This is a genomic window from Pantoea vagans (assembly GCF_004792415.1).
GTDB lineage: Bacteria > Pseudomonadota > Gammaproteobacteria > Enterobacterales > Enterobacteriaceae > Pantoea > Pantoea vagans.
In genome coordinates this window covers 3486140-3509003 of sequence record NZ_CP038853.1, presented here as the reverse complement: position 1 = coordinate 3509003, position 22864 = coordinate 3486140, and the positions used below count along the sequence as shown (strand labels likewise).

Here is a 22864-nt window from a genome sequence, read left to right as displayed (position 1 = left end):
CCTTGTTATCCTCTGTTAAATAGTGAGCAAATTACGAAGCTAACTGATTCGATATGATCCATCGTCCATTCGCGTACCATCATTTTCAGCATCTCTTTCAAACATCATTCGGATGCTTGTTTCTAAAATATCTCCGCTCGCCTCAGACTTGTCTTTTCTTAAAGCGGCCTGTAGCTGTGAGATGTCACTAGCACTGTCACCCATTGGCCAGAGGGCCGCTCGCGCTAAACTTCGTTTGCGTGACATAAGCCCCTGGAGTAAACAGTCGAAAGAGTGTTCTTGGTAGCCAGCATGTATGGCCATTGGCATATGGATTTGGACTGGGTGCTGCTGGCCGATACGATGTACACGGTCATTACATTGCTCTTCAACAGCAGGGTTCCACCAGCGAGACAGGTGAATGACATGTGTTGCGGCAGTCAACGTTAAACCCGTTCCGGCTGCTTTAGGGCCGAGCACCAGCAAGTCAAAGCCACCATCTTGCTCAAGATGGTGCTGGAATCGACGCACGATAGCCTGGCGCTTCTGAATGGGCGTGTCGCCGTTAATATGATCAATATGTTCAAGCCCGAATTCCTGGCGAGCCAGTTCCATAAACCGGAACTGCATTTTCCGGTGTTCAATGAAAACTAAAACACGCTCACCTTTTGCTTTAATACGATGCAAAATCTCAAAGCATGCATTCAGACGCGCAGAGGCATCGATAAAACTCTGATTGTCGCCGCTCATTTCCATAGCTGGATGTACTGAAACGCCGCGGATATGCTGCAGCATTTTAAGTGCAGCGCCGGGACCGCCCTGAGAAAGTTTTAACCGGGCTGTTTCGTAAGCAATAGCTTGTCCTTCCGGCATCAGGCGCGGATGAAGAAAGCGTGTTTTTGCAGGCAGCTCTTTCGCAACATCTTCTTTTAAACGGCGAAACGCTAAAGGTGGCAGTTGATTGTGAGGTTCAAAGACTCGCTGATACAGCTGAAGCATATTTTGCTCATCAGGTTCGCTATACAGCGTATTGAAATTACGTAACGTATCCAAAGAACCAGGGGCCAACTGGTCCATTACTGCCCATAAGTCTGTCGTGGTGTTTTCTATTGGCGTGCCTGTCAGGCCAATTCGATAATCAGCATTGACGGCGCGGGCGGCACGAGCTCGCAGTGAGTCAGGATTTTTGACGGCTTGTATTTCATCGAACACTACAGCTGAGAAATGGATCTTCGCAAAGGAGTGTTGGTAATTAGTCAGCGTTGTATATGTCGTTAATATCCAAAAGCGATGACCTTTTCCTTCTTTGATTGCCTCATGCAACTGCTGAAAATTCAGTAAGGTATTGCCATCTTTTGTCTCGACACCTTTAGCATCGAAATCTTTATACTGGCTTAAAGATGAACCATAGAGGCGCAGCAAATGGCCAAGTCCATCACTATCAGTATGCTGCCTTACCTCAGCATTCCAGTTTTCCAGCAACGATGTCGGCGCAACAATAAGTACTGGTCCGCGCTCTTTATTGCTGACAGTACTGACGTTATTGTTCTCTTTTAACCAGCGTAGAAAGGCAATGGTCTGAAGTGTCTTACCTAAGCCTTGCTCATCTGCGTTCAAAATGCCTGGCATGCCTGACTTCCATGATGAAAGCTGCAAGCTAAAGCTCTCAAGCTGATGCGGCCGCAAAACTGTTTTAATGCCTGCGGGAAGTTGTTCATCAATAAATACGGAACGCTCTTTAAGGTCAGGCTGCCAGAACAGCTCCTCAAAGTTGTCTTTGGTATCCAGGATTACCGTAGCGGGAGGTAGACCATTAACCGCAGACGTATCTTCAATTTCTGTTGTTTCCGCTGAACCTTCTATCTCTTTTAGATCAGCCAAACGCGTTTCTAGCGCGTGCAATGTCTCTTCTGTGGCTTTAACAGGATGAGACGCGATCTCAACTTCATTCTGAGATGCATCTATAGCATTACGCAACTGATCGCAGATGCTTGCCAGCACCTGGCTATCCATCGCAGCGATAATGTTGGTCAGGGCATCAGGGATTACCTCAGGCAACCAGACCGTTTCTCCGGTCATAGGCGTAGAAACAGCACCTTTTCGATAATGCAAAATTCCTTTAACACGCTCGGAATATTCAATGGTTTCAACAAATGCAGGACCTGCTGCAGCTTCAATAGCTTCTTCTTCACCCACATCGTCGAGACCATCCAGCCTGCCTGATTGTCTTAAGTATTTTTCAACAGCACTGGTAATTGCAGGTCGTGGGTTTTCAATAAAAGCGCGTCTTTCGTCAGGTGAAGACTTTTGCTTCTCCACCATGACATCGAGGGTGGGCCGAGCGCTGCGGTCAATGACCAGATAATTGCCTTCGCCAACACGGTAAGCGGAAAGCGCTCCTTGAGTTCTGACACGTTGCTGGAACCGACGTAATGTTTGTTCACTTAGCTCACCTGCAGACTCGCTAACTGCCTCTCCACTGCTTTCCAGTTCTTCTATACTCTTACCGGAAAAAGGGACGATTTCGAAATCATCAGCACCCTTTGAGCTGGTGGAAATAGAAAAACGATCGGCAATGCGAACTTCTAAACCTTGCATAAAGTCAGTCAGCGAGACACGAACGGCATTGATTTCATGGCCCATCTGGACGCCAGGATCAAGGGCCTGACGGAAGCGCGCCAGCGATTCCCAGTCCGATGCTTCTCCGCCGCCTGGCGTAAAGTCTTCGGCAACTTCAACAGCCTCCATCATCCATAATGGCAACCGGCGTGGCCCTTGAGATGTGGTTAAAATTGATCCGGTCCGGTGTGGTAGCTGGCGAACACCATTGCGTAGCCATTCATGCTGCAGGCGAAAGGTATCGCTCCCAAGTGAGCCTTCGATATCGGTTTTCAATGTCAGATCGACGAGAGGAGGCATACCCAAAGCTTGCGCCGTTTCGGCGTCTAGTCTGCCTGCCAGATGATGACTCAATACGATAGCGTCATCACTGATGTGTAAGGGTTCACTAAATTCTTCTGCCAGCGCTTTCAGATCGGCGATAGCGAAAGCTAAGGCGCGATCGTTATGTGTCAGGCCAGACAAAGTCGCGGGCTGCTGTCTTTTAAACAGGCGATTAATGAAGCTCTGCTTTTCTTCAGCAATATTGAGGGTAATCGCCTCTGCATTATGATTGAAAATAAATGTCATGACAGATACTCAATTTGTTCGCGTACTTTTTCCTGCCAACCGCTGAGGTGTGGAATCGCAACAGGATTAGGTAGCATGCGGATATGTTCGCAGTCATAGGTCAATCTAAATAGTTCAGGCGCTTTTTTATTATCAATGCTAAAAATATGCACTTTGTAGTTGTGTGATCCTTCAACCACAATGCAACGTCCGATTTTCAGAATAAGCAATGAGGTATTTTTGCGGCTGCCAGCAACTTGCCGTCCGAAGGTTAAGGTCGCACTTTCCCGCATAGTTTTTTTTATCGATCTGGCCCGCATATCTGCTTCTGCACTAAAAGCCACCCATGCTGAATCAATTCTGCCCTGATGGTATAAATTGAGCCAGAACTTGCGTCGAGGCTCCCACATATGGCTGTCCTCAACGTCAGAAACTACATCTAAAAAGAACAAAATATTTTCGCGTGTCAGCCAGCTTATAATCAGGTTTCGGCAAGCTTCATCTACGCTTCCCCATACGCCACCGCGGCTCAGGCGCGGATCTTCATAAAAAGCCACCAGCGTTTCGGTCAGATAGCGAGAAAGTTCTTCGTCGGGTTGTTTATATAACCAGTGTGATAACAGCGCATTGATGGCTTCCGCTGCGCCATTCATCAAAGCGCCACTTCTGCCATCGGGTTTTAACCAGGCAAATAGCTTCTCAATAGCGGATCTTTCATTCAATCCAGGTGCCAGTGATGCTATATAGGCCAGATGAGCGTACGACATTAACCCCGGATCGTGCGGGCGTGTAATACCAAACTGTTTAAGCTCTTTCCATGGCGCATCCATCTCCATCATTCTCTCTGCTAAAGCTTGATGCGCCTGGTGAGCGTTAAAAAATTCGGGTAGTTGCTCGACAATATCTTTCCACTTATCGCTCATATGTTCGCTTGCGATATCAAGGCAGTTTTTAATTTTGATTGTGTGTACTGAGCCCGGCTCATAACTACGGATATAGGCCGATATCATTGCAGAAATGAAGGGCTGTGAGTCCGTAACGATGGTTTCCCGTAAATAGAACTCCTGAAGTACAGCAAACTCCTCCTGGGTTCTGAATTCTTTATCAAACACAATCGGTGCGCCAGAGCAGATAAAGGACATTTTTACATCATTCCATTCCCAGCGTTCTATATGGTCAAGCAGCTTGCGTAACACCTTTTCACGATCGCGATCGGCAATCTCCTTAACGACATCAGGCCAGCGCTCATGAATGGCTTGGATCTTTACCGTTAAACCTTTTGATACAGCTATTGCTGGCTTGAAGAGGGCCACAGGCTTAAGAAAAACATCGCTCAATTTCATAGCGTACTCTTCCTCAGCGGCTCGAACAGGCGCTTGCGGATGTCTTCAATTTCCGCTGCATTAGCCGGTGTATGCATAATGATGCGGAGATCAATACGGCGGTTCATCGCCATATTTTGTGGGGTATCATTGGGCTTAACTGGACGCATTTTGCCGTAGCCCGCCACAGAAAGAACGGGTTGGTTGCGCATATTAAAATGTGCGACCAGGTCTGGCGCTGCGGCAAGCATGCTGGTGAATGTGGTGATAGCACGGTTAGTCGACAGATTCAGGTTATAAACATCTTCGCCTTTAGAGTCCGTGTGTCCCTCAATCTGCACCGCTTCAATAATGGCAAATGATGGATTGCAGCTTTTATTCCATCCGACGCTTTGGCTGAAGGTATAGCAGGGCAGCAGGGAATCGAGCGTCTTCGCTAATGCTTCGACGATTTTTCGCTTATCGTCGCTTAGCGTATAGCTATTGCTGGTAAACAAACCTTCTCCCTGAAAGCGCAGTGTGCCTTCTTCAGGAATGACATCAACTGGCAATTCAGGAAATGAATGCTTCAGATTATTGCGCAATTGATAGAGTAAGTTGAGCCGGGCAGCAGCAGCCTGCGACATATACTGTTCCAGCGGATCAACCTGCTTTAACAACTCAATCTCAGCGCGTAAATCCACGATGGTTTTATCGCGTGTTTGTACCGCCTGTTCATACTCATCACGCGGGACAGTGTTCTTATCGTTGTAACGGCTGGCAAAAAAAGCGAGCAGCACCATGACAATGAAAAGAAAGCTGACCGTCATATCTGTCATCGAGACAAAAACGGACTCTTCTTCCTCTTCATGTGAGCGCTTACGACTGGCATTGGCTCTCATGAGATTCGCCCTTGTTTCGGTGCGAAGTTTTCAGCCTGATCGACAATGCTCTGCATTGTGTCCAATGCTGGCATGAGTTCATTCTGCAAGGTTTTGACATGATCGAAGAGCGTTTCAACCGATGTGGCAACTTGCTGTTGGTAGCTGTCGAATGCCTTGCCAAGTTTCTCGTCAATGCCATCCAGACGTTCGCCCTGACCGCGTAAAGCCGCAATCAAAGACTGGAGATTAGTCAGCGTGGATTCAACCGCACGATGTTGCCCACCCAGTGTCTCTTGTGCAGCTGAAAGCGTCATTGCAGATTGTTCAGCATTGGTTTTAGCGGCTTGAGCGATAGCCGAAAGGCTATTCTCACTGCTCTCACGCAGCTGGCGTGTGCTGACTTCAATACGCTCCATCATCGCTCGAATCGGATCGGCGGCGCTGGCCAATGATTGGGCGGATGTGCGGAAGCTGCCTGAAGCGTTCTCCGAGGCGACAGCACCTTCTTTAATCCCATCAGAAGCTCGTCGTAATGCAGTGCTGGTTTCGGTCAGCATGCCCATCACATCTTCCAGTTTTTCAGCGATAACAGAAAGAGGAGAAAGCAGTTCGCTGCTGGCTTTCTGGGTCATCGCCTCAGTTGCTTTGGTGATTTCACCTGCGGTATTGCCAAAAGCACCCAGCACTTGTGTTGCGGCCTGACCAATCGCGTCGCTGGCCTTGGACGCTGATTCAGACATACGTGCCTGCGCTGCTTCAGCCCCCTGTTTCGCTGCAACTTCGAGTTCGGTTCGAATACCCAAGGCGGCGGCTTTCATATCAGCAGCCGCTTCGCCGATCGCACGCGCGCCTTCCCCGGTATTGTCTTTAATGCCCTGCAGGGTTGAATTCATGGTTGCCAGCAGGTTTTCGGCACCTTGGTTGAATGCCGATGTTGCCGTCTCTGCCGTTTGCTGCATGCCATCACGTAGCGTTTCCACCGCCTGGCCTAAGCGTCCAATCGCGCTTTCCATTTCATTGCCCATTTTTCCTGAGCTTTTATCCATTCGCTCTGCCAGCAATTTGATCTGGTCTCCTGCCAGAGAAATACGTTCGCTGGCTTGTGCCAGGGCCCTGCCGACATCCTCAGAAAAACGTGAAGAGAGGTTTTGTACCATTTCTCCCACACCATCGTTTCCCAAACGACTGACCTGTTCGATAACCGGCGTAATAGCTGTACTAATAGATTCCGAGATCGCTCTTGGAAGGTCTTCACGCAGCGGGCGGCCAATCTCAGCAGCCATTTCCAGTCCCAGCTTGCGGAAATGCTCGCGGCTCTCGATGGTGGCTTTCAACTGGCGAATAGAAAGATCTTCGAGGCTAATAAACGTCAGACGCTTTTCAATCAGGCTATTGAGGCCATGAACCGCTTTTTCTAAATGTGACGTACCGCGTCTTAAAGCTACGGTAAAGACAATCGAACAGCAGAGACCGGTCAGGGACATGATGAATTTTGCTGAAGCGATGGTAAGTAAGCCCTCTAAGGCTGCACTCCCGCCGTCATCCAGAGAAGTACTCATTGAGTTAAGCGCAGAAATCAGGCCCAGAAAGGTAAGAGATAGCCCTACAGTCACAAACAGCCCCGGAACGATACGCCAGAAGCCTTGCGTAAAGTGCAGGTCATCCAGATTAAAAAATTGGCTGGGACGGACCGCATTGCGCACGACAAGTGTACCGTTCTGATCGTCGATTACGTGGGTTTCGCGATATTCATACCAGGCTGCAGCAACATTCTTTTGTTCTTCCGTTTTATCGGCTGCTGCAATACTGGCGTCGATTTCAGTCACATGCTGGCTGAACTGACCTTCAGGCGTGTTTGCGATAATGCTGTGAATGCTGCTGAGAGCATTGCGGCGGCTTTTTACCAGCTTGCGCCAGCGGACAACGGCAAAGCAAAGCGTGGCAACCAGCAGGATAGTGACAAATCCAGGGGCAGCATCATTTTTTAAAACTGAAGCGATAGACAAAATGCCATTACGCACCAGCACGCCGGGAAGCAGCAGCGAATCCATTTTTACACCATAGATAACAAGAAGAAGGGAAGTGTTTCTTTTGGGAATACTCTAATAGATTTCATTATTCTTATCTATCTTAACAGCACGTCTTAAGAAGAAGTTTGAGTTCTGCATTTTTAATTTTGATAATCAAATAATTACCTGGCGGTTGCCGCGACCTTGGCTGGTGAATTTAAAGAGAAGTATTAGTTTTGCAGGGGATTCCTGAAGCTAAGCGGAAGTTTTACTGAGGGAAAGTTGATGCTTGTGCTTGAGCGCATGCGATGTATGATTTTACCCATCTCATTTATTGCCCTCCGTTTGCCGTTTCGACAGGCTGTCGACCACATGCGGTAGGTTGCGTATTCAATGTTTTTCCGGAATTCCTATGTCTGACAAAAATTTTTCGCAAACGGCTGCCTTTATCTGGTCTGTCGCTGACCTACTGCGCGGTGATTTCAAACAGTCTCAGTACGGGCGCGTGATCCTCCCTTTTACGCTGCTACGTCGTCTTGAATGTGTGCTGGCGGAGACCAAAGACGCGGTGGTGGCGAAATATGATGAATTAAAAACCAGCCCGCTGCCGGAAGATGCGAAAGAGAAGTTTCTGCTGCGTACCAGCACATTTTCCTTCTTCAACACCTCGAAGATGGATTTGGGCAAAATGGGGCAGAATGACATCAAAGCCAACCTGGAAAGCTACGTGCAGGCGTTTTCAGCGGATGCGCGTGAAATCTTCGAACACTTCAAATTCAGCGAGTTTGTCGGCCTGCTGGAAGATGCCAACCTGCTGTTTAAAGTGGTGAAAAAATTCGCTACGACTGACCTTAGCCCGAAAGCAATTTCCAACCATGATATGGGGCTGGTGTTTGAAGAGCTTATCCGTCGTTTTGCGGAAAGCTCCAACGAGACCGCCGGTGAGCACTTTACCCCACGCGATATCGTGCGTCTGACCACTTCGCTGGTGTTTATGGAAGATGATGAAGCGCTGACGCAGGACGGTATCATCCGCACCATTTACGACCCAACGGCCGGGACCGGCGGCTTCCTCTCTTCAGGCATGGAATATGTGCACGAGCTGAACCCTAACGCGGTGATGCGTGCCTTTGGCCAGGAGCTGAATCCGGAATCCTACGCAATCTGTAAAGCCGATATGCTGATCAAAGGTCAGGATGTCAGCCGAATTAAGCTGGGTAACACTCTCTCTAACGACCAGCTGCCGCAGGACCAGTTTGACTACATGCTTTCTAACCCGCCGTTTGGCGTGGACTGGAAGAAGATTGAGGGCGAGATTAACGACGAACATACGCAGAAAGGCTTTAGCGGTCGCTTTGGTCCGGGCCTGCCGCGTGTTTCCGACGGCTCGCTACTGTTCCTGATGCACCTGATCAGCAAAATGCGCGACAACCACAACGTGGATGGCACCGTGAGCAACGGCGGGCGTATCGGGATTATCCTTAACGGTTCCCCACTGTTTACCGGTGGTGCGGGCAGCGGTGAGAGCGAAATCCGTCGCTACATTCTGGAAGCCGATTTGCTGGAAGGGATTGTCGCGCTGCCGACGGACATGTTCTACAACACCGGTATTGCTACTTATGTATGGATTTTGTCGAATAAGAAAGGAGCCGAGCGTAAGGGCAAAGTGCAGCTGATTGATGGCACCAACCTGTGCGGCAAAATGCGTAAATCGCTGGGTTCCAAACGTAATCTGATGGGCAAAGACGATATCAAACTGATCACCCAGACCTTCGGTGATTTTGAGGTGGTGGATGCCACCACTCTGGAAGAACTGGGTCTGGAAAAAGCCGCCGAGCAAAAATCCAGCCGTGGGCGTCAGTCAGCTACGGCCAAAACCGAAGCGCCGAAAACCTTTGCCAGCAAAATCTTTAGCAGCACCGACTTTGGTTATCGCCGCCTGACCATTGAGCGTCCGCTGCGGTTATCTGCTCAGGTGACAGATGAATCCATTGCGACGCTGCGCTTTGCGCCGAAGCCGTTTAACGCACCGATGGAACGCCTGTATGAAGAGTTCTCTTCCCAATGGCATGAGGATACCTATGGTGATTTCTCCGAACTGGAAGCCGAAGCGCGCGCCATCATCAAAGCCGAATTTGCCGAGCTGAAAGAGAAGCAGATTAAAGACCTGCTCGACAGCAAGCTGTGGCTGGCGCAGCGCGGGTTAATGGAAAAGGCGCAGCAGATTCAGACGGCTCTGGGTACGCAGGCGGGTGGCAAAACGCTGGTGAGCAATGACTTCAACCAGTTCCAGCTAACCCTGAAAGGGGCCATCAAAACCGCTGGCGTGAAGCTGGACGCGAAAGAGAACAAGCAGTTTATCGATGCCATCACCACCAAAAACCCGGATGCCGAACCGGTGGTGAAGAAGACGCTGAAAGAAGCCGCTCAGCCGCTGTACGGTGCGTTTGAATACAAAGGCAAAGTGGTCGAGTTTGAACAAGACGGAGACCTGCGTGATAACGAAAACGTGCCGCTGAACCCGGCGGTGCCTACCAGCGACTTGATTGAAAATTACTTCAAAGCAGAAGTGCTGCCGCACGTGAATGACGCGTGGATCAACGCCGATAAACGTGATGCGAAAGATGGCGAGGTGGGGATTGTCGGTTACGAGATCCCGTTTAACCGCCATTTCTACGTCTATCAACCACCGCGCCCGCTCGAAGAGATTGATGCCGATCTGGATGCGGTCAGCGCCGAGATTATGAAGCTGCTGCAGGAGGTACATTCCTGATGGCTAAGTATAAGGCGTATCCGGAGTATAAGGATTCTGGGGTTGAGTGGCTGGGGGAAATTCCAGATCATTGGACAACGTTAGCAATAAAACATGTAGCTCAAATAAATCCCTCTAAGTCATGTATTAGCATAGAAAAAATGAAAGGGATGTGTAGCTTTATTCCGATGGAAAAGCTCAAATTCAACTCCTTATCTTTAGATGAAGTAAAAGATGTCTCCGATGTATATAATGGATATACATATTTTGAAAATGAAGACATCTTAATTGCAAAAGTTACTCCATGCTTCGAAAATAAAAACATGGTCGTTGCGCATGATTTGCATAACGGTATAGGCTTTGGCTCTTCTGAAATTTATATTTTACGTTGTAACGATATTATAAACAATAATTTTTTATTTTATCGTCTTCAGGAAGATAACTTCATGTCCATCGCTGAAGGTGCTATGACCGGTGCTGGTGGATTGAAGAGGGTACCTTCAGAACTTCTAAATAATTTTAAATTTGGGCTTCCAGGTAAAAAAGAACAATCAATAATAGTAAATTTTCTCAAGCACGAAACCGCAAAAATCGATAACCTGATCGAGAAGCAACAGCAGTTGATTGAACTGCTGAAAGAAAAACGTCAGGCAGTGATTAGCCATGCCGTCACCAAAGGACTAGACCCTGATGTGCAGATGAAAGATTCTGGTGTTGAGTGGCTGGGGGATGTGCCGGAGCATTGGGAAGTTAAACGCATCAAGCATTTTGGTAAAGTCATTGGTGGATTCGCTTTTAAAAGCACTGACTTTACCGATGAAGGTTATCCTGTAATTAAGATATCCAACGTTTCTCACCTTAGTTTTGATTGGGGGGACTCATCTTTCTTACCCCCCAGCTTTTCATTTACGCATAAAGAATATCTTGCCCCCAATGGGGCATTGGTCTTTGCAATGACTCGTCCGGTTATATCTGGCGGCATAAAAGTTACATTACTTGATGATGACAGTGCCCCCCTTGTTAATCAAAGGGTCGGTTTTATGATGGTTAGGAGTAAAAATATGGCGAGATATATTTTGATTTCAACACAATCATCAGCGTTTTTGGCTCATTTTGTAAATAATATGACAGTTACAAATCAACCAAATATTTCCAGTGAAGGTATTGAGTCAATATATCTGCCCGTACCACCAATGAATGAAATTAGCCGTATTTTGCTTTATGTCGACAGGATGAATGAGTCTTATAATCAATTAATTGATAGGGCATTATTGCAAGTCTCTTTACTCCAGGAACGACGCACCGCCCTTATCTCTGCCGCCGTCACCGGAAAAATCGACGTCCGTGATTGGGTTGCCCCTGACACGCAGGACATTGAGGAGCCACAGGAGGCCACCGCATGAGCATGGATAGCACCAAAGAGCTGGTTTTCCAGGATGAAATGATCGCGCAGATGCTCGATCGAGGTTGGACTTGTGGCAAAACCGACGGCTACGATCGCGAACGCGCGCTGTACTCGCAGGATGCGCTGACCTTTGTGCAGACTACGCAGCCGCAGGAGTGGGAGAAATTTGCCAAAATTTATCCTACCGATACCGAGCGTCACTTCCTCGATGCGCTGGTGGCGCAGCTGAAAAAAGCGGACATCAACGCCACCGATATGCTGTCGCGCACTTATGGCACGCTTGGCGTGCTGCGTCATGGCATCAAAAACCATAATGCGCGTTTTTCCCTGTGCCAGTTTAAGCCGGAACATAACCTCAATCCGGAAACCTTGACGCGCTACAAACATAATGTCTGCCGCATCGTGCCGGAGCTGGTTTACAGCCCACATGCGTCGAGCGCCGCATTTGAAGAAACGGGCGTTAAGGCGAAGAAATGGCGGATCGACCTGGTGTTGTTCGTTAATGGCCTGCCAATAGCGACCCTGGAACTGAAGTCTGAATTTAAACAGACAGTGCAAAACGCCATTACTCAGTATAAGAAAACGCGTTTGCCAAAGGACCCGGGCACTAATAAACCCGAGCCGCTGCTGACTTTTAAACGCGGCGCGCTGGTGCACTTTGCCGTCAGCCAGTACGAAGTGTTTATGGCGACCAAACTCGATGGCGATAAAACTTTCTTCCTGCCGTTTAACAAAGGGACTCATGACGGCGGCGCGGGCAATGACATCCCGGAAGATACCAACGACTACGCCACCAGCTACCTGTGGAATGAGGTGCTGTTGCCGGACAATCTGCTGAAAATTCTCGCGAGCTTCGTGCACCTGCAAATCGTCGAAAAAGAAAACGCTATTGGCCTTAAGTACAAAACCGAGAGCCTGATTTTCCCGCGCTATCACCAGTGGGACGTGGTGAACAAACTGATCACCGCCGCCACAGTGGAAGGCACCGGCAATAAATACCTGATTCAGCACAGTGCGGGGTCGGGAAAATCGAACTCTATCGCCTGGACGGCCCACCAGCTTTCCCGCCTGTACGATGAAAATGGCGAGAAGCAGTTCCACTCGGTGATTGTGGTGACGGACCGCACCGTGCTTGACGATCAGCTGCAGGACACCATCTATCAGTTCGAACATCAGGATGGCGTGGTCGGGCGTATCAATAACAAAGAAGGTGACGGCTCTAAATCGGAGAAGCTGGCCAGCGCGCTGGAAAATTCGCAGCCGATCATTATCGTCACCATTCAGACCTTCCCGTTTGTCCTGAAAGCGATTGAAAACAGCGTCAGCCTCAAGCAGCGTAAATACGCGGTGATTGCCGATGAAGCGCACTCCTCGCAGAGCGGCTCTACGGCGCGTCAGCTGAAAGAAGTGCTGATGACCGAAGAGGCGGATGACGATGTGGAGATATCTTCAGAAGATATTCTGGATGCCACCGTTGCCGCGCGTAAAGGCAGCAACAACCTTAGCTATTACGCCTTCACCGCCACGCCGAAAGCCAAAACACTGGAGTTGTTTGGTCGTCGTCCTCATCCGCTGGAACCGGCGTCGAAAACGAACAAACCGGAAGCGTTCCACGTTTACTCCATGCGTCAGGCAATCGAGGAAGGCTTTATTCTCGATGTGCTGAAGAATTACACCAACTACAAGGTGGCGTACAAGCTGCTGCAAAAGCTGGACGATCCTGACCGGGAAGTGGACAGCAAGAAAGCGAAGATCAAACTTAACCAGTGGGTGTCGCTACACGATCATAACGTGTCGCAGAAAGTGAAGGTGATTGTTGAGCACTTTCGTAAGCATGTGATGCACTTACTGGCCGGTCAGGCGAAAGCGATGGTGGTGACCAGTTCGCGTAAGGCGGCGGTACGCTACAAGCTGGCGTTCGATAAATACATCGCCCAGCAAAATTACGACAAGATCAGCGCAATGGTGGCGTTCTCCGGGGAAGTGGAATTCCATGAAGATGACCACAACAGCCTTGCGCTGCTCAACCAGAAATTCACTGAGATAAACATGAACCCCGGACTGAAAGGCCGGGATATGCGTACAGCGTTTGATACTGACGACTACCAGGTGATGCTGGTGGCCAACAAATTCCAGACTGGTTTTGACCAGCCCAAGCTGTGCGCCATGTATGTGGATAAAAAGCTGGGCGGCGTGGAGTGCGTACAGACGCTTTCGCGCCTGAACCGTACCTATCCAGGGAAGGCGCAGTCCGGCACCTTTGTGCTCGATTTCTACAACGAACCTGACGAGATTTTGAAGGCTTTCCAGCCGTACTACCAGACAGCAGAGCTGATGGACGTCAGCGATCCGCAGTTGGTCTTTGAGCTTTTTGAAAAGCTGCGTACCAGCGGTATTTTCCTGTGGAACGAAGTGGAGCAGTTCTGTGACGCGTTCTTTAGCAAAAACAAATCCAACGCAGCCATTAGCAATATCTGCAAACCTGCGGTGGAACGCTGGAAGCATCGCTATACCTCGGCGATTGATGCCTATGTGCTGGCTAAAGAGATATTTGAACGCACTAAGAAGACCGGCGATGTTGTGCTGATCACCAATGCAGAAAACACCTTTAAGGACTGCGAGAAAGAAAAAAGTAAGCTGGATATCTTCAAAAAAGATCTCGGCAGCTTTGTCCGCTTTTACGAGTTTATGTCGCAAATCGTCGATTACGACGACAAGAACCTGGAGAAGCTGAGCCTGTTTGCTCGTCACCTACGTCCGTTGCTGCATGAACAGCGTATCGAAGAAGATGAGATTGATTTAAGCAACGTGGAGATGAGCCATTATCGCCTGTCTAAGCTTCACGAACAGCACCTGAAGCTGCAAGAGGATGCTGAAGAATACAAAATCAAGCCGGGGAATGATGTCGGTACAGCGAAGCCGAAGGACAAGAAAGAAGAGTTTCTGTCGAATATTCTGTCTCGCCTTAATGAGCTATTTGTCACCGATAATCTCACCGATAAAGACATGATCAATTATGCCTTCGCGGTGCGTGACAAGCTGTCAGAAAACCAGTCTGTGATGACCCAGATTGCGAATAATACGCGCGAACAGGCGATGTTAGGTGATTTCCCTAAAGCCATTGATGATGCTGTTATGGACAGCAACGACGCCCAGCAGGAGATGATGGTGCAATATCTCTCTAACCCTGAACTGGCGAAGGGCTTTGCTCGGGTGGTGTTTGATATGTTGAAAGGGGCATAATTTTTAAGTCGGCGATGAGTGGGGTGTTTAAGTGATAAGGAATGTATTTCTCTTGTTGCTTTTCGCCTCATAATTATTATGGATTTAGTTATAACCATCTTTTGTAATTAAGATAGTTAACAAGGAAATTTAAGGATGAAGGCAAAAGAAGCCAAGTTGCTCAACTTTCTGCAGACAGCGCCTCAGCTAGTTATCCCGATCTATCAGCGTATTTATTCATGGAGTCTGAAGGAGTGCGAACAGCTTTGGGATGATATTCTTCGCTGTGGAAGAGATGAGAATAATCAAGGACATTTTATCGGTTCCGTAGTCTATATCGAAAACGGACTTTATTCGGTGACTTCTCAGTCACCCTTGTTGATCATTGATGGTCAACAGCGCATCACTACAGTCTCATTGTTAATCGCAGCTTTAGCCGAAGCTGTAGGCGATGAAGAATTTATTGAAGGGTTCAATCAAGCTCAGTTACGGGGTTTCTATTTAACCAACCCCTTATTGTCAGGCGAGAAGCGCTATAAACTCATTCTATCTAAAACTGACAACGACACGTTACGCGCTATTATTGATGGAAAACCTCAGCCAGAGAATGTTTCTTTACGCGTATCAGAAAATTTTGAGTATTTCAGAGAAAGGTTGAGAAATAAGGAACTGCTGGATATTGTCTGTAAAGGGCTGAGTAAACTCATCGTGGTCGATATTTCTCTTCAGCGCGATCATGATAACCCACAGCTTATCTTTGAAAGTATGAACTCCACGGGGAAAAAATTAAGTCAGGCCGATCTTATCCGCAATTACATCCTCATGGGGCTGGAAAACGAGCGTCAGACGATGTTGTATAATGATCACTGGCGTAAGATGGAGCTTCTGTTTGGTCAGGAAGCTTATTCTGAGCAATTTGATGCTTTTATGCGTCACTACCTGACGGTAAAGACGGGAGATATCCCTAAGATTGATGGTATTTATGATGCATTTAAAGAGTACTTCTGTCGCAACAGACAGCCTGTTGAAATTGCAGTTGCAGAGATACATAAATATGCCACTTACTATTGTGCGATTGCATTAGGTATTGAGAAAAACAAACAGCTTAAAGAGATATTCCATAACATTCGTGAGTTAAGGATGGATGTTGCCTATCCTCTTATGCTGGAACTCTATGATGACTACCAACTGAATGTTCTGAAATTAAATGACTTTTCGGAAGCTTTGCGTTTGATAGAAAGCTATGTTTTTCGTCGGGCAGTATGTGCTATCCCAACAAACTCAATGAACAAAACTTTCGCTGGGTTGAGTAAAAGCTTTTATAAAGAAAGATATCTGGAAAGTTTAAAAGCGGCGTTTATATTGCTGCCATCTTATCGTCGATTCCCGACCGATGAGGAGTTTAAAAGAGATATACAAACACGCGATCTCTATAACTTCAGAAGTCGTAGCTACTGGCTTAGAAAACTCGAAAATCATAACCATAAAGAACCTATCCCGGTTGATGAATATACCATTGAACACATCATGCCACAGTGTGATAACCAGATTGACAAAGTACCAACTGCGTGGAAAGTTGAGTTAGGAGATGAATGGCAGCGTGTATGGGAAACATGGCGGCATTCACTGGGGAATCTGACACTAACGGGTTATAACTCTGAATATAGCAATCGCTCATTCGCTGATAAGCGTGATATGGATGGGGGATTTAAATTTAGTCATTTGCGCCTGAATGACGGGCTTGCTGCTCTTAGCGAATGGAATGAAGAGACGATTATAGCCAGAGCGAAAAAGATGGCAGAGCAGGCAAGTCATGTCTGGCCAAGTGCCAGTCTTCCCGCAGATTCGCTAAAAAATTACCAACATAAAAGTGAAGGTAATATTTCCTATGGCTTAAAAGACCATCCCCACCTTATGAAAAAACATGTTCATGAGTTGTTCGAAGCATTCCGTAAAGCAACGCTGGCGCTTGACCCATGCGTCACAGAGGTTTTCCTGAAGCTTTATGTTGCCTATAAGGCTGAAGTAAATTTTGTGGATGTCGTGCCGCAGGCAAAGCGACTGCATCTTTCACTGAATATTCCGTTTGCTGAAATTAATGATCCGCGTGGATTATGCCGGGATGTCTCTAATATGGGTCGATGGGGAAATGGTGATGTTGAGATTGGATTCGAGAAGCTGGAAGATTTACCTTATGTAATGTCTCTAGTAACGCAGGCATTTGAACGTCAAATGGATAACTAGTTTTTAAAAATTCACGAGCTGGAAAGTTTCGTGTATTTGCTTTGCAAAATAAAGGGAAGGAAATATTAATCGATAAGAATATTTCCTTAATTTAGTTACCTGATTACATCTACGATTCTGTAAAGGAGCTTTTCTTATGCTAACATTAAAATTTTTAGCCTCTATTTTTGCTTTGGGTCTCTTTTCTACCACTGTTTTAGCTGAGGAGGCGCACGTCTGTCGTTCGGCCTCACTGCCTCAATCCAATAGTGCAGCAACTTTGTCTGATAATACTCAGTTTTCATGTGGTAGCGATATCTCTGGCTCAGTACCTGCTTTGTCAAAAGCAGGCTGGAAAGTTACGCATGTTCTGGAGCAGTCAGATATGTCAGCTTTATCCTCAATGAAATCTGGTAAAATGCCGCCGAACCCAGAGGATTTAGCAAAAACCTACTGGGTGTTAATAATTCAAAAATAAATCATTAGCATTTTAATTTAAAGGCTACTTAAGCCTCGAGGTTAAGAGTAGGTTCAGCTGACGGGAGTGCGATAGTGTTTTATATCATTCCTGTCAGATAATCGATATTTTAATAATGATTCGGTAGTTGCCTGATGAGGTCGGAGCTTTTCTAAAGCTAATAAAAAATATAAATCATTAATTGTAATGTTAAAAGGCTCATGAATTTTTTATCTGTGCGTGACGTATTTTACAAGTTCTCCGCCTCTCTATTAACTCTTCACTAACATAGTTGCTCTATTCCAAAATTTCAATTTTTTTTCCATATAAAATCATTCCTCATACTGATTTCAAAGGCGTAGTATAGAAGCACTGAAGATTATAGATATAAGGATTATCTATGGCTTTAAATGGAAAGTTCATCATCAATGATGCGTACTACTCACTGCTGTCCCTTTCGGATTTAGGTACGTTCCTCGTGTTCTCTGGCAATGGTGCTTACCGTAACCGGGGGCCTGTAAAATGATTTCCAGGGAAGCCCTCGTTCCTGCAGGTAAAGACTGGATGGTTGATCGGTCTCAGAGAGAACTCATGTCACAATTAAATGCTTACATGCGGGATATTTATAGCCACTTCGTAAATGGTGCTACGTTAAGATAATCCAAATCGTTTGCACTATAGCAGAATGACTGGATAATCGAAGATTATATGTGAATAGAAAACGTAAAGCGGAGTAACCTTCGTGTGTATCCGGGTCTTGTATCGGAAAATTTTATTACACTGAGAAAAAAGCGTCGCCGCGTTGCTGAAAAATAACCAAGGCCGAACGTGCAGTGAGTACAGTTAAAAGATCCTCGCGGAAAAACTCCTGATCATTATTTACCTGCGCACTTGGCTGGCGCGAGACTTATTATTTCCTGCCAGATAAACCTTAATATTTATATTCAAATGATTTTATAAATAGCTTATTCAAGGCTGTTTTAAGCTGGACTTTTCTTCTCTTTCCTGATGATATATACAGGTATTTAGCGCGGTGCGGATGTGCTGCAACACACCCGCGCCGCTAATCACAATCACTATTTAGAAGGAATAGTAATCATGACTGACGCCCATTCTATTGCACAACCGTCTGAACCAGAAGTCTCCCCGGCAAATAACCGTCAATTGACTGTTGGCTACGCGAGTCGCTATCCGGATTACAGCCGGATTCCAGCCATCACCATGAAAGGGCAATGGCTGGAAGCAGCCGGTTTTGCCACAGGCACAGCCGTAGAAGTAAAGGTAATGGAAGGTTGTATTGTGCTCACCGCCCGACAGGAGAGCGAACTGATGCAGTCGCTGCGCCAGGTGTGCAAACTGTCGGCGCGGAAACAAAAGCAGGTGCAGGAGTTTATTCAGGTTATATCCGGTAAACAGAAACTCGTCTGAATGAGAAGCCGCTCCCGACATCGTATCGGGAGCGGTTAACTATCAGGACCAGAATAGTTCTACCAGCATATCTGTTGCCGGACTTTCTTCACAGTTGGCCACGTTTAACGCATTGCAGACTGACGCCTGAATGTCCGACTGCAAAGGAATACTATACCCGACGTCAACGTTATATCGACTTCATACAAAGTGAATGCGCCAGCAAACCATTCTTTGATAAAAGAGAATATTCAGCCTCTTCCGACATTTGACCTCTGCATAATTAACGTGATGCTGAGGCGGCTTTTATGCCCTCAGGCTTTAAATACCTGTGTCTGATGCCACTCAATAAATCGCTCAGCAGGCCACAGCACTTTATCTTTAGGCAGATGAAGCCTGTGTCCTTCAAGCGCCCAGAAAAGCTGGTCAACAATGGGGCTACGATTGACCCCACCTGATATCTGAATATTCAGGTTTTCATCAATGCCGATAGCACCTTTGTCGAATGCAGAATGGTGTACGGAGCAGAGGGCCAGTCCGTTATTGACTTCACATGGTCCACCATATTGCTTCCAGCGTATGTGCGCCGCCTCAAGTCCGACCAGCGCACCATCCAGTCGCAAGTCATACCCGCAAATGGCGCATTGTGAGTGATAAGCCCGTAAAATCATGTCGCGAAAGCGAGGGTTGCGAGTTCTCATCAGCGTGACTAAATCGAAGCCTAACAGTTCGGCCAGTTTAATCTGGAGAGTCTCGGGAAAGCGCTCAGTCAGAATCTGCTGCGCCAGTTTGTCGATCAGGGCTGGATTTTTTTGCAGCGTTTGATAATTATCCTCATCAAATCCGCCGCTAACCTGATTTTCAATCAGCTCGCGCTTAGTCGGCTGGATGTTTCCTTTACGAGGTCTGCAGTTCTCTGAGTTTTCGAGCGTCCAGAACCCATCTGTTCTCAACCGCCAGAAAGGCATATTGGGATAGTACTCACGCCTTTTCGGACCAAACTCAATCAGCAGTCTGGTTAACGGCTCGTCAATCTCATTTCCATAGTTAAACAGCCGCGAATGTCCTTTCCTGTATTGGGATAATACATAGAGCAGCAATAGAGGCTTATGAGGGGCGCATTGATCGCCTTTGCGCCAGACCGCGACATCGGAAATGGCAGTCTGAAGTGATTGGGCTGGAGTCATAGTCAGGGCTAAGCAACGGATAATTATTGCGATCATGCTCTTAAAAAGTATGAGATTCAATGCATGCTCACGAGAACATACTGTGAGTTGTATCCGTTGAAACAGATCACCACCGGCTCCATGCTAAACTGCATAAACACTCCCCCAATATGAACCCTTGCTGATGAGGTTGTATCTGCATTGAGTCGCCTGACCGGACGCAATCCACTGAACGGAAAATTATTGTGGCGACGCCGGTCTCTGCCGCTGGTCATTGCGCTGCTACTGGTGGGATGCGCCCGCTCTGACGCGCTGTGGACGGTCACGCATGACCTCTGCATGAATAACTATCACTACCGTCGCGATCCGGCACCCTGCCAGCAAGTCTATCTGCCGCAGGACAGCACACAGGGCTACAGCATTATCCAGAATCCTCGCCACAGGCTGCACTTTATTCTGGTGCCGACGGTGGCGATGTCCGGCATTGAGAGCATTGCGCTGTCGCGCCCCGGAGGTCCCGATTATTTCGGCTACGCCTGGTTAATGCGTTATCGTCTGATGGCGGCCTACGGTGCTGAAGTACCTGAGGATCGGCTCGGCATGGCGTTGAATTCCGCTTATGGCCGCAGCCAGAATCAACTACATATTCATCTGACCTGCCTGCGGGAAGATGTCTATCGCCAGCTTCAGGCCGAGCGCCCCTTTATTCATAATGACTGGCGACCCTTGCCGGACCGTTTGCTGAATCACACCTACTATGCCAGTCGCGTTATGCAACCGACGGCGATGGGGATCTATCCTGTTTCCTCCGTGGCGCACCATTTCCATCTGTCCTCGCCGCAGCTGGCGGAGTCTGGTGTGGCGCTTATCCCGGCGACTTTCTCGGGAGAAAAGGGGTTTATCCTGCTAACCACCCGACGCGGCTGGGATAAGGGCAACCGGGCGTCCGTTGAGTCGCTACTGGATAAACGCTGCGCTATTCTTTCAGCGCCGCCAGCTGACGTTTCAGCTGCGGTTAACCAAACTTCATCACCCTGAATTTTGCACTGACACAGCCACTTTGGTGCAATGGAACCCTCTGATAACACGAATCCGGCTTATGAGGACGATCGCCCGAGCATCGGGTCTGATATCCCATTAAGCGCTGGCGACTGGCTTACCAATGCAGCGACGCTTTTCCTGCTGAACTAAACAGCGCCATCGTTGCCGCAACGACTTCACTAGCGGCCTGCATCGTCCCAACAAACAGAGTATCAGGCTCGTGTCCCCCAGGCTTCAGCTCCTGCTCCAGCACCACGAAAAAAGCTTCTTCATGTCGCTGGAGGTATTGATTTTAATGACGCCATAACGGATTAACTTCGCAACCTCGCTATCTTTGTTGCCAGAACCGCCATGCAGCACCAGCGTGATATTAACCACTTTACGGATCTGCTGCAGGCGCTCGATGTCCAGTTTCGGCTGCTTTCCTTTTGGGTAGAGACCATGTGAGGTACTGATAGCTACCGCCAGTGTGTCGGTGCCGGTCTCGCTCACAAAGGTCTCAGCCTTTAGCGGATTGGTATAGAAATCTCTTTACTGTCGCCTTCGCCGCTGCCTTCCGCCACACCGATGGTGCCCAGCTCCGCTTCCACAAAAATATTCACCGTTTGCACTATCTCTACAATCTTCTTCGCCAGTGCAATGTTCTGCTCAAAAGGGTGAGACGTGGCGTCAATTATCACCGAAGTAAAATCGGCGTAGACCGCTTTCATCACCTCTTCCAGAGTGCGGCCATGGTCCAGGTGGATCACCACCGGCACACGTGACTGAATCGCCAGCGTTCGCAGCTAGCCGATAAATTCTGGGCCGGTAAACGCCCTCTCTTCAGAATGGATCTCCAGAATCAGCGATGAATCCAGTCGCTCGTCAGTCTCACGCTCCTGCTCGGTAAACTTGCGGCGGAAGAGGGTGGTCGCCAGCGCGATGCCCAGCGGCGGCACCATGCCCGCCGCCATACAGGCCGCAATCGGTCCGTAAATGCCGCTCGACATCAGGCCAATCGCAAACATTCAGACGGTTTTGTTCAGCGCTCCGCCCATATCAAAGGCCACCATCAAGCAGAACAGCAGGCCGAGGATCGCCGCGTTAATGTTACCCAGCTAACATAGGAAGGTGGTCAGCCAGCCGAGCAGCATTTTGATTGGCTCACCAATCAGCAGCACCATCAGTGCCCCGGTCAGCAACATGCTCAGCAGCGGCGCAATTAAGATAGGTTTAACCCAGCGACGACTTTGGGCAGGTGAATATGGTTGGTGATAAGCTGCGTGATGTAACCGGCCAGGAAGCCGCCAATCAGCGCGCCGGGAAAGCCGGATCCGGCGTAGATCGCCATTATCCCACCCACCGCGCTAGCCACGATGCCCGCTTTGCCTAGGATGGACTGACTGCTTAAATGTGATGTGTTCTCCAATCGGTTTTTTGGATTTCGGGGAAGCTTTGCATGCCCTATAGTCTGTTAAGATAAATGCTCATCTTCAGGGAGGTTTATAGAAATGTTAAGCTGATACAAAGACATTATTTGCAAGTAACATCGCTGCAAGCAGACATAAAGTGGCTAAAGGGTATTATTGATTTGAGAGCGGAAGTGGCCAGTTCTTCAGGCCTCGCTCGGCCCTAATAAGGGTTATTGTCAATGACCATAGGTTGACAGCTTTGTAGTTGAATGAATAACTACATGATTACCTTAGACGTTCCATTTATCTGATAAAATGTTAGCCGCATGATATTTATGGATAAGAATAAAACAGTGTTTCTTCGTATGCAGGATTACAATGGGGCATAGTTTCTTCGTTTCTGATAGTTAAGCCAGTTATTATGATTTGATTGCTAACAGGGTCTCCTTTAGTATGGGG

General features: G+C 47.9%; 12 protein-coding genes and 2 pseudogenes. 7 read left to right on the top strand and 7 right to left on the bottom strand.

Annotated features, from left to right (window positions below; translation table 11 throughout):
• Positions 1-39: 39 nt before the first annotated feature.
• Genes EGO56_RS16535 through EGO56_RS16520 form a run of 4 tightly spaced genes read right to left on the bottom strand, consistent with a single transcriptional unit; the run spans position 40 to position 7383 of the window.
• The gene (locus EGO56_RS16535; protein ID WP_135910255.1) at positions 40-3168 is read right to left on the bottom strand and encodes a DEAD/DEAH box helicase; all 3129 of its coding nucleotides are present in this window, start codon (positions 3166-3168) and stop codon (positions 40-42) included.
• The gene (locus tag EGO56_RS16530; RefSeq protein WP_135910253.1) at positions 3165-4490 is read right to left on the bottom strand and encodes an EH signature domain-containing protein; all 1326 of its coding nucleotides are present in this window, start codon (positions 4488-4490) and stop codon (positions 3165-3167) included. Before EGO56_RS16530 ends, EGO56_RS16535 begins: the two co-directional genes overlap by 4 nt.
• Positions 4487-5350, bottom strand: a complete 864-nt coding sequence (locus EGO56_RS16525; RefSeq protein ID WP_135910251.1) for an OmpA family protein — start codon at positions 5348-5350, stop codon at positions 4487-4489. Before EGO56_RS16525 ends, EGO56_RS16530 begins: the two co-directional genes overlap by 4 nt.
• The gene (locus tag EGO56_RS16520; protein ID WP_135910249.1) at positions 5347-7383 is read right to left on the bottom strand and encodes a hypothetical protein; all 2037 of its coding nucleotides are present in this window, start codon (positions 7381-7383) and stop codon (positions 5347-5349) included. The genes EGO56_RS16525 and EGO56_RS16520 overlap by 4 nt, the downstream gene beginning before the upstream one ends.
• A gap of 370 nt (positions 7384-7753) precedes the next feature.
• Between EGO56_RS16520 and EGO56_RS16515 the strand changes: the two genes are divergently transcribed.
• From EGO56_RS16515 to symE, 6 genes are all read left to right on the top strand, one after another.
• Positions 7754-10114, top strand: a complete 2361-nt coding sequence (locus EGO56_RS16515) for a type I restriction-modification system subunit M (protein ID WP_135910247.1) — start codon at positions 7754-7756, stop codon at positions 10112-10114.
• Positions 10114-11496, top strand: a complete 1383-nt coding sequence (locus EGO56_RS16510; protein ID WP_135910246.1) for a restriction endonuclease subunit S — start codon at positions 10114-10116, stop codon at positions 11494-11496. Before EGO56_RS16515 ends, EGO56_RS16510 begins: the two co-directional genes overlap by 1 nt.
• On the top strand, positions 11493-14741 hold the full coding sequence (locus EGO56_RS16505; RefSeq protein WP_135910244.1) for a type I restriction endonuclease subunit R: 3249 nt from the start codon (positions 11493-11495) through the stop codon (positions 14739-14741). The genes EGO56_RS16510 and EGO56_RS16505 overlap by 4 nt, the downstream gene beginning before the upstream one ends.
• Positions 14742-14876: 135 nt before the next feature.
• Positions 14877-16964, top strand: coding sequence for a GmrSD restriction endonuclease domain-containing protein (locus tag EGO56_RS16500; protein WP_135910242.1), 2088 nt, complete (start codon positions 14877-14879; stop codon positions 16962-16964).
• Positions 16965-17100: 136 nt separating this feature from the next.
• Complete coding sequence (locus EGO56_RS16495) at positions 17101-17421, top strand: hypothetical protein (RefSeq protein WP_135910240.1); 321 nt, start codon at positions 17101-17103, stop codon at positions 17419-17421.
• Positions 17422-18498: 1077 nt separating this feature from the next.
• Positions 18499-18828: an endoribonuclease SymE gene (gene symE, locus EGO56_RS16490; RefSeq protein ID WP_135910238.1), complete on the top strand. Its 330-nt coding sequence runs from the start codon at positions 18499-18501 to the stop codon at positions 18826-18828.
• A gap of 293 nt (positions 18829-19121) precedes the next feature.
• Here the strand turns inward: symE and EGO56_RS16485 are convergent, their stop codons facing one another.
• Positions 19122-19994 carry a phosphorothioated DNA-binding restriction endonuclease gene (locus EGO56_RS16485; RefSeq protein WP_135910596.1) on the bottom strand — a complete coding sequence of 291 codons (873 nt, stop codon included), beginning with the start codon at positions 19992-19994 and terminating at the stop codon, positions 19122-19124.
• A gap of 222 nt (positions 19995-20216) precedes the next feature.
• Here EGO56_RS16485 and EGO56_RS16480 point away from each other — a divergent pair, with 222 nt between their 5' ends.
• On the top strand, positions 20217-21011 hold the full coding sequence (locus EGO56_RS16480) for a CDP-diacylglycerol diphosphatase (RefSeq protein WP_420371901.1): 795 nt from the start codon (positions 20217-20219) through the stop codon (positions 21009-21011).
• A 118-nt stretch (positions 21012-21129) separates the two neighbouring features.
• Here EGO56_RS16480 and EGO56_RS22670 read toward each other — a convergent pair.
• Both EGO56_RS22670 and EGO56_RS22665 read right to left on the bottom strand, forming a co-directional pair.
• Positions 21130-21886: pseudogene (locus tag EGO56_RS22670) on the bottom strand (class II fructose-bisphosphate aldolase); the annotation flags it as partial.
• Positions 21881-22398: pseudogene (locus EGO56_RS22665) on the bottom strand (fructose-specific PTS transporter subunit EIIC); the annotation flags it as partial. The pseudogenes EGO56_RS22665 and EGO56_RS22670, both read right to left, overlap by 6 nt.
• Positions 22399-22864 lie beyond the last annotated feature (466 nt).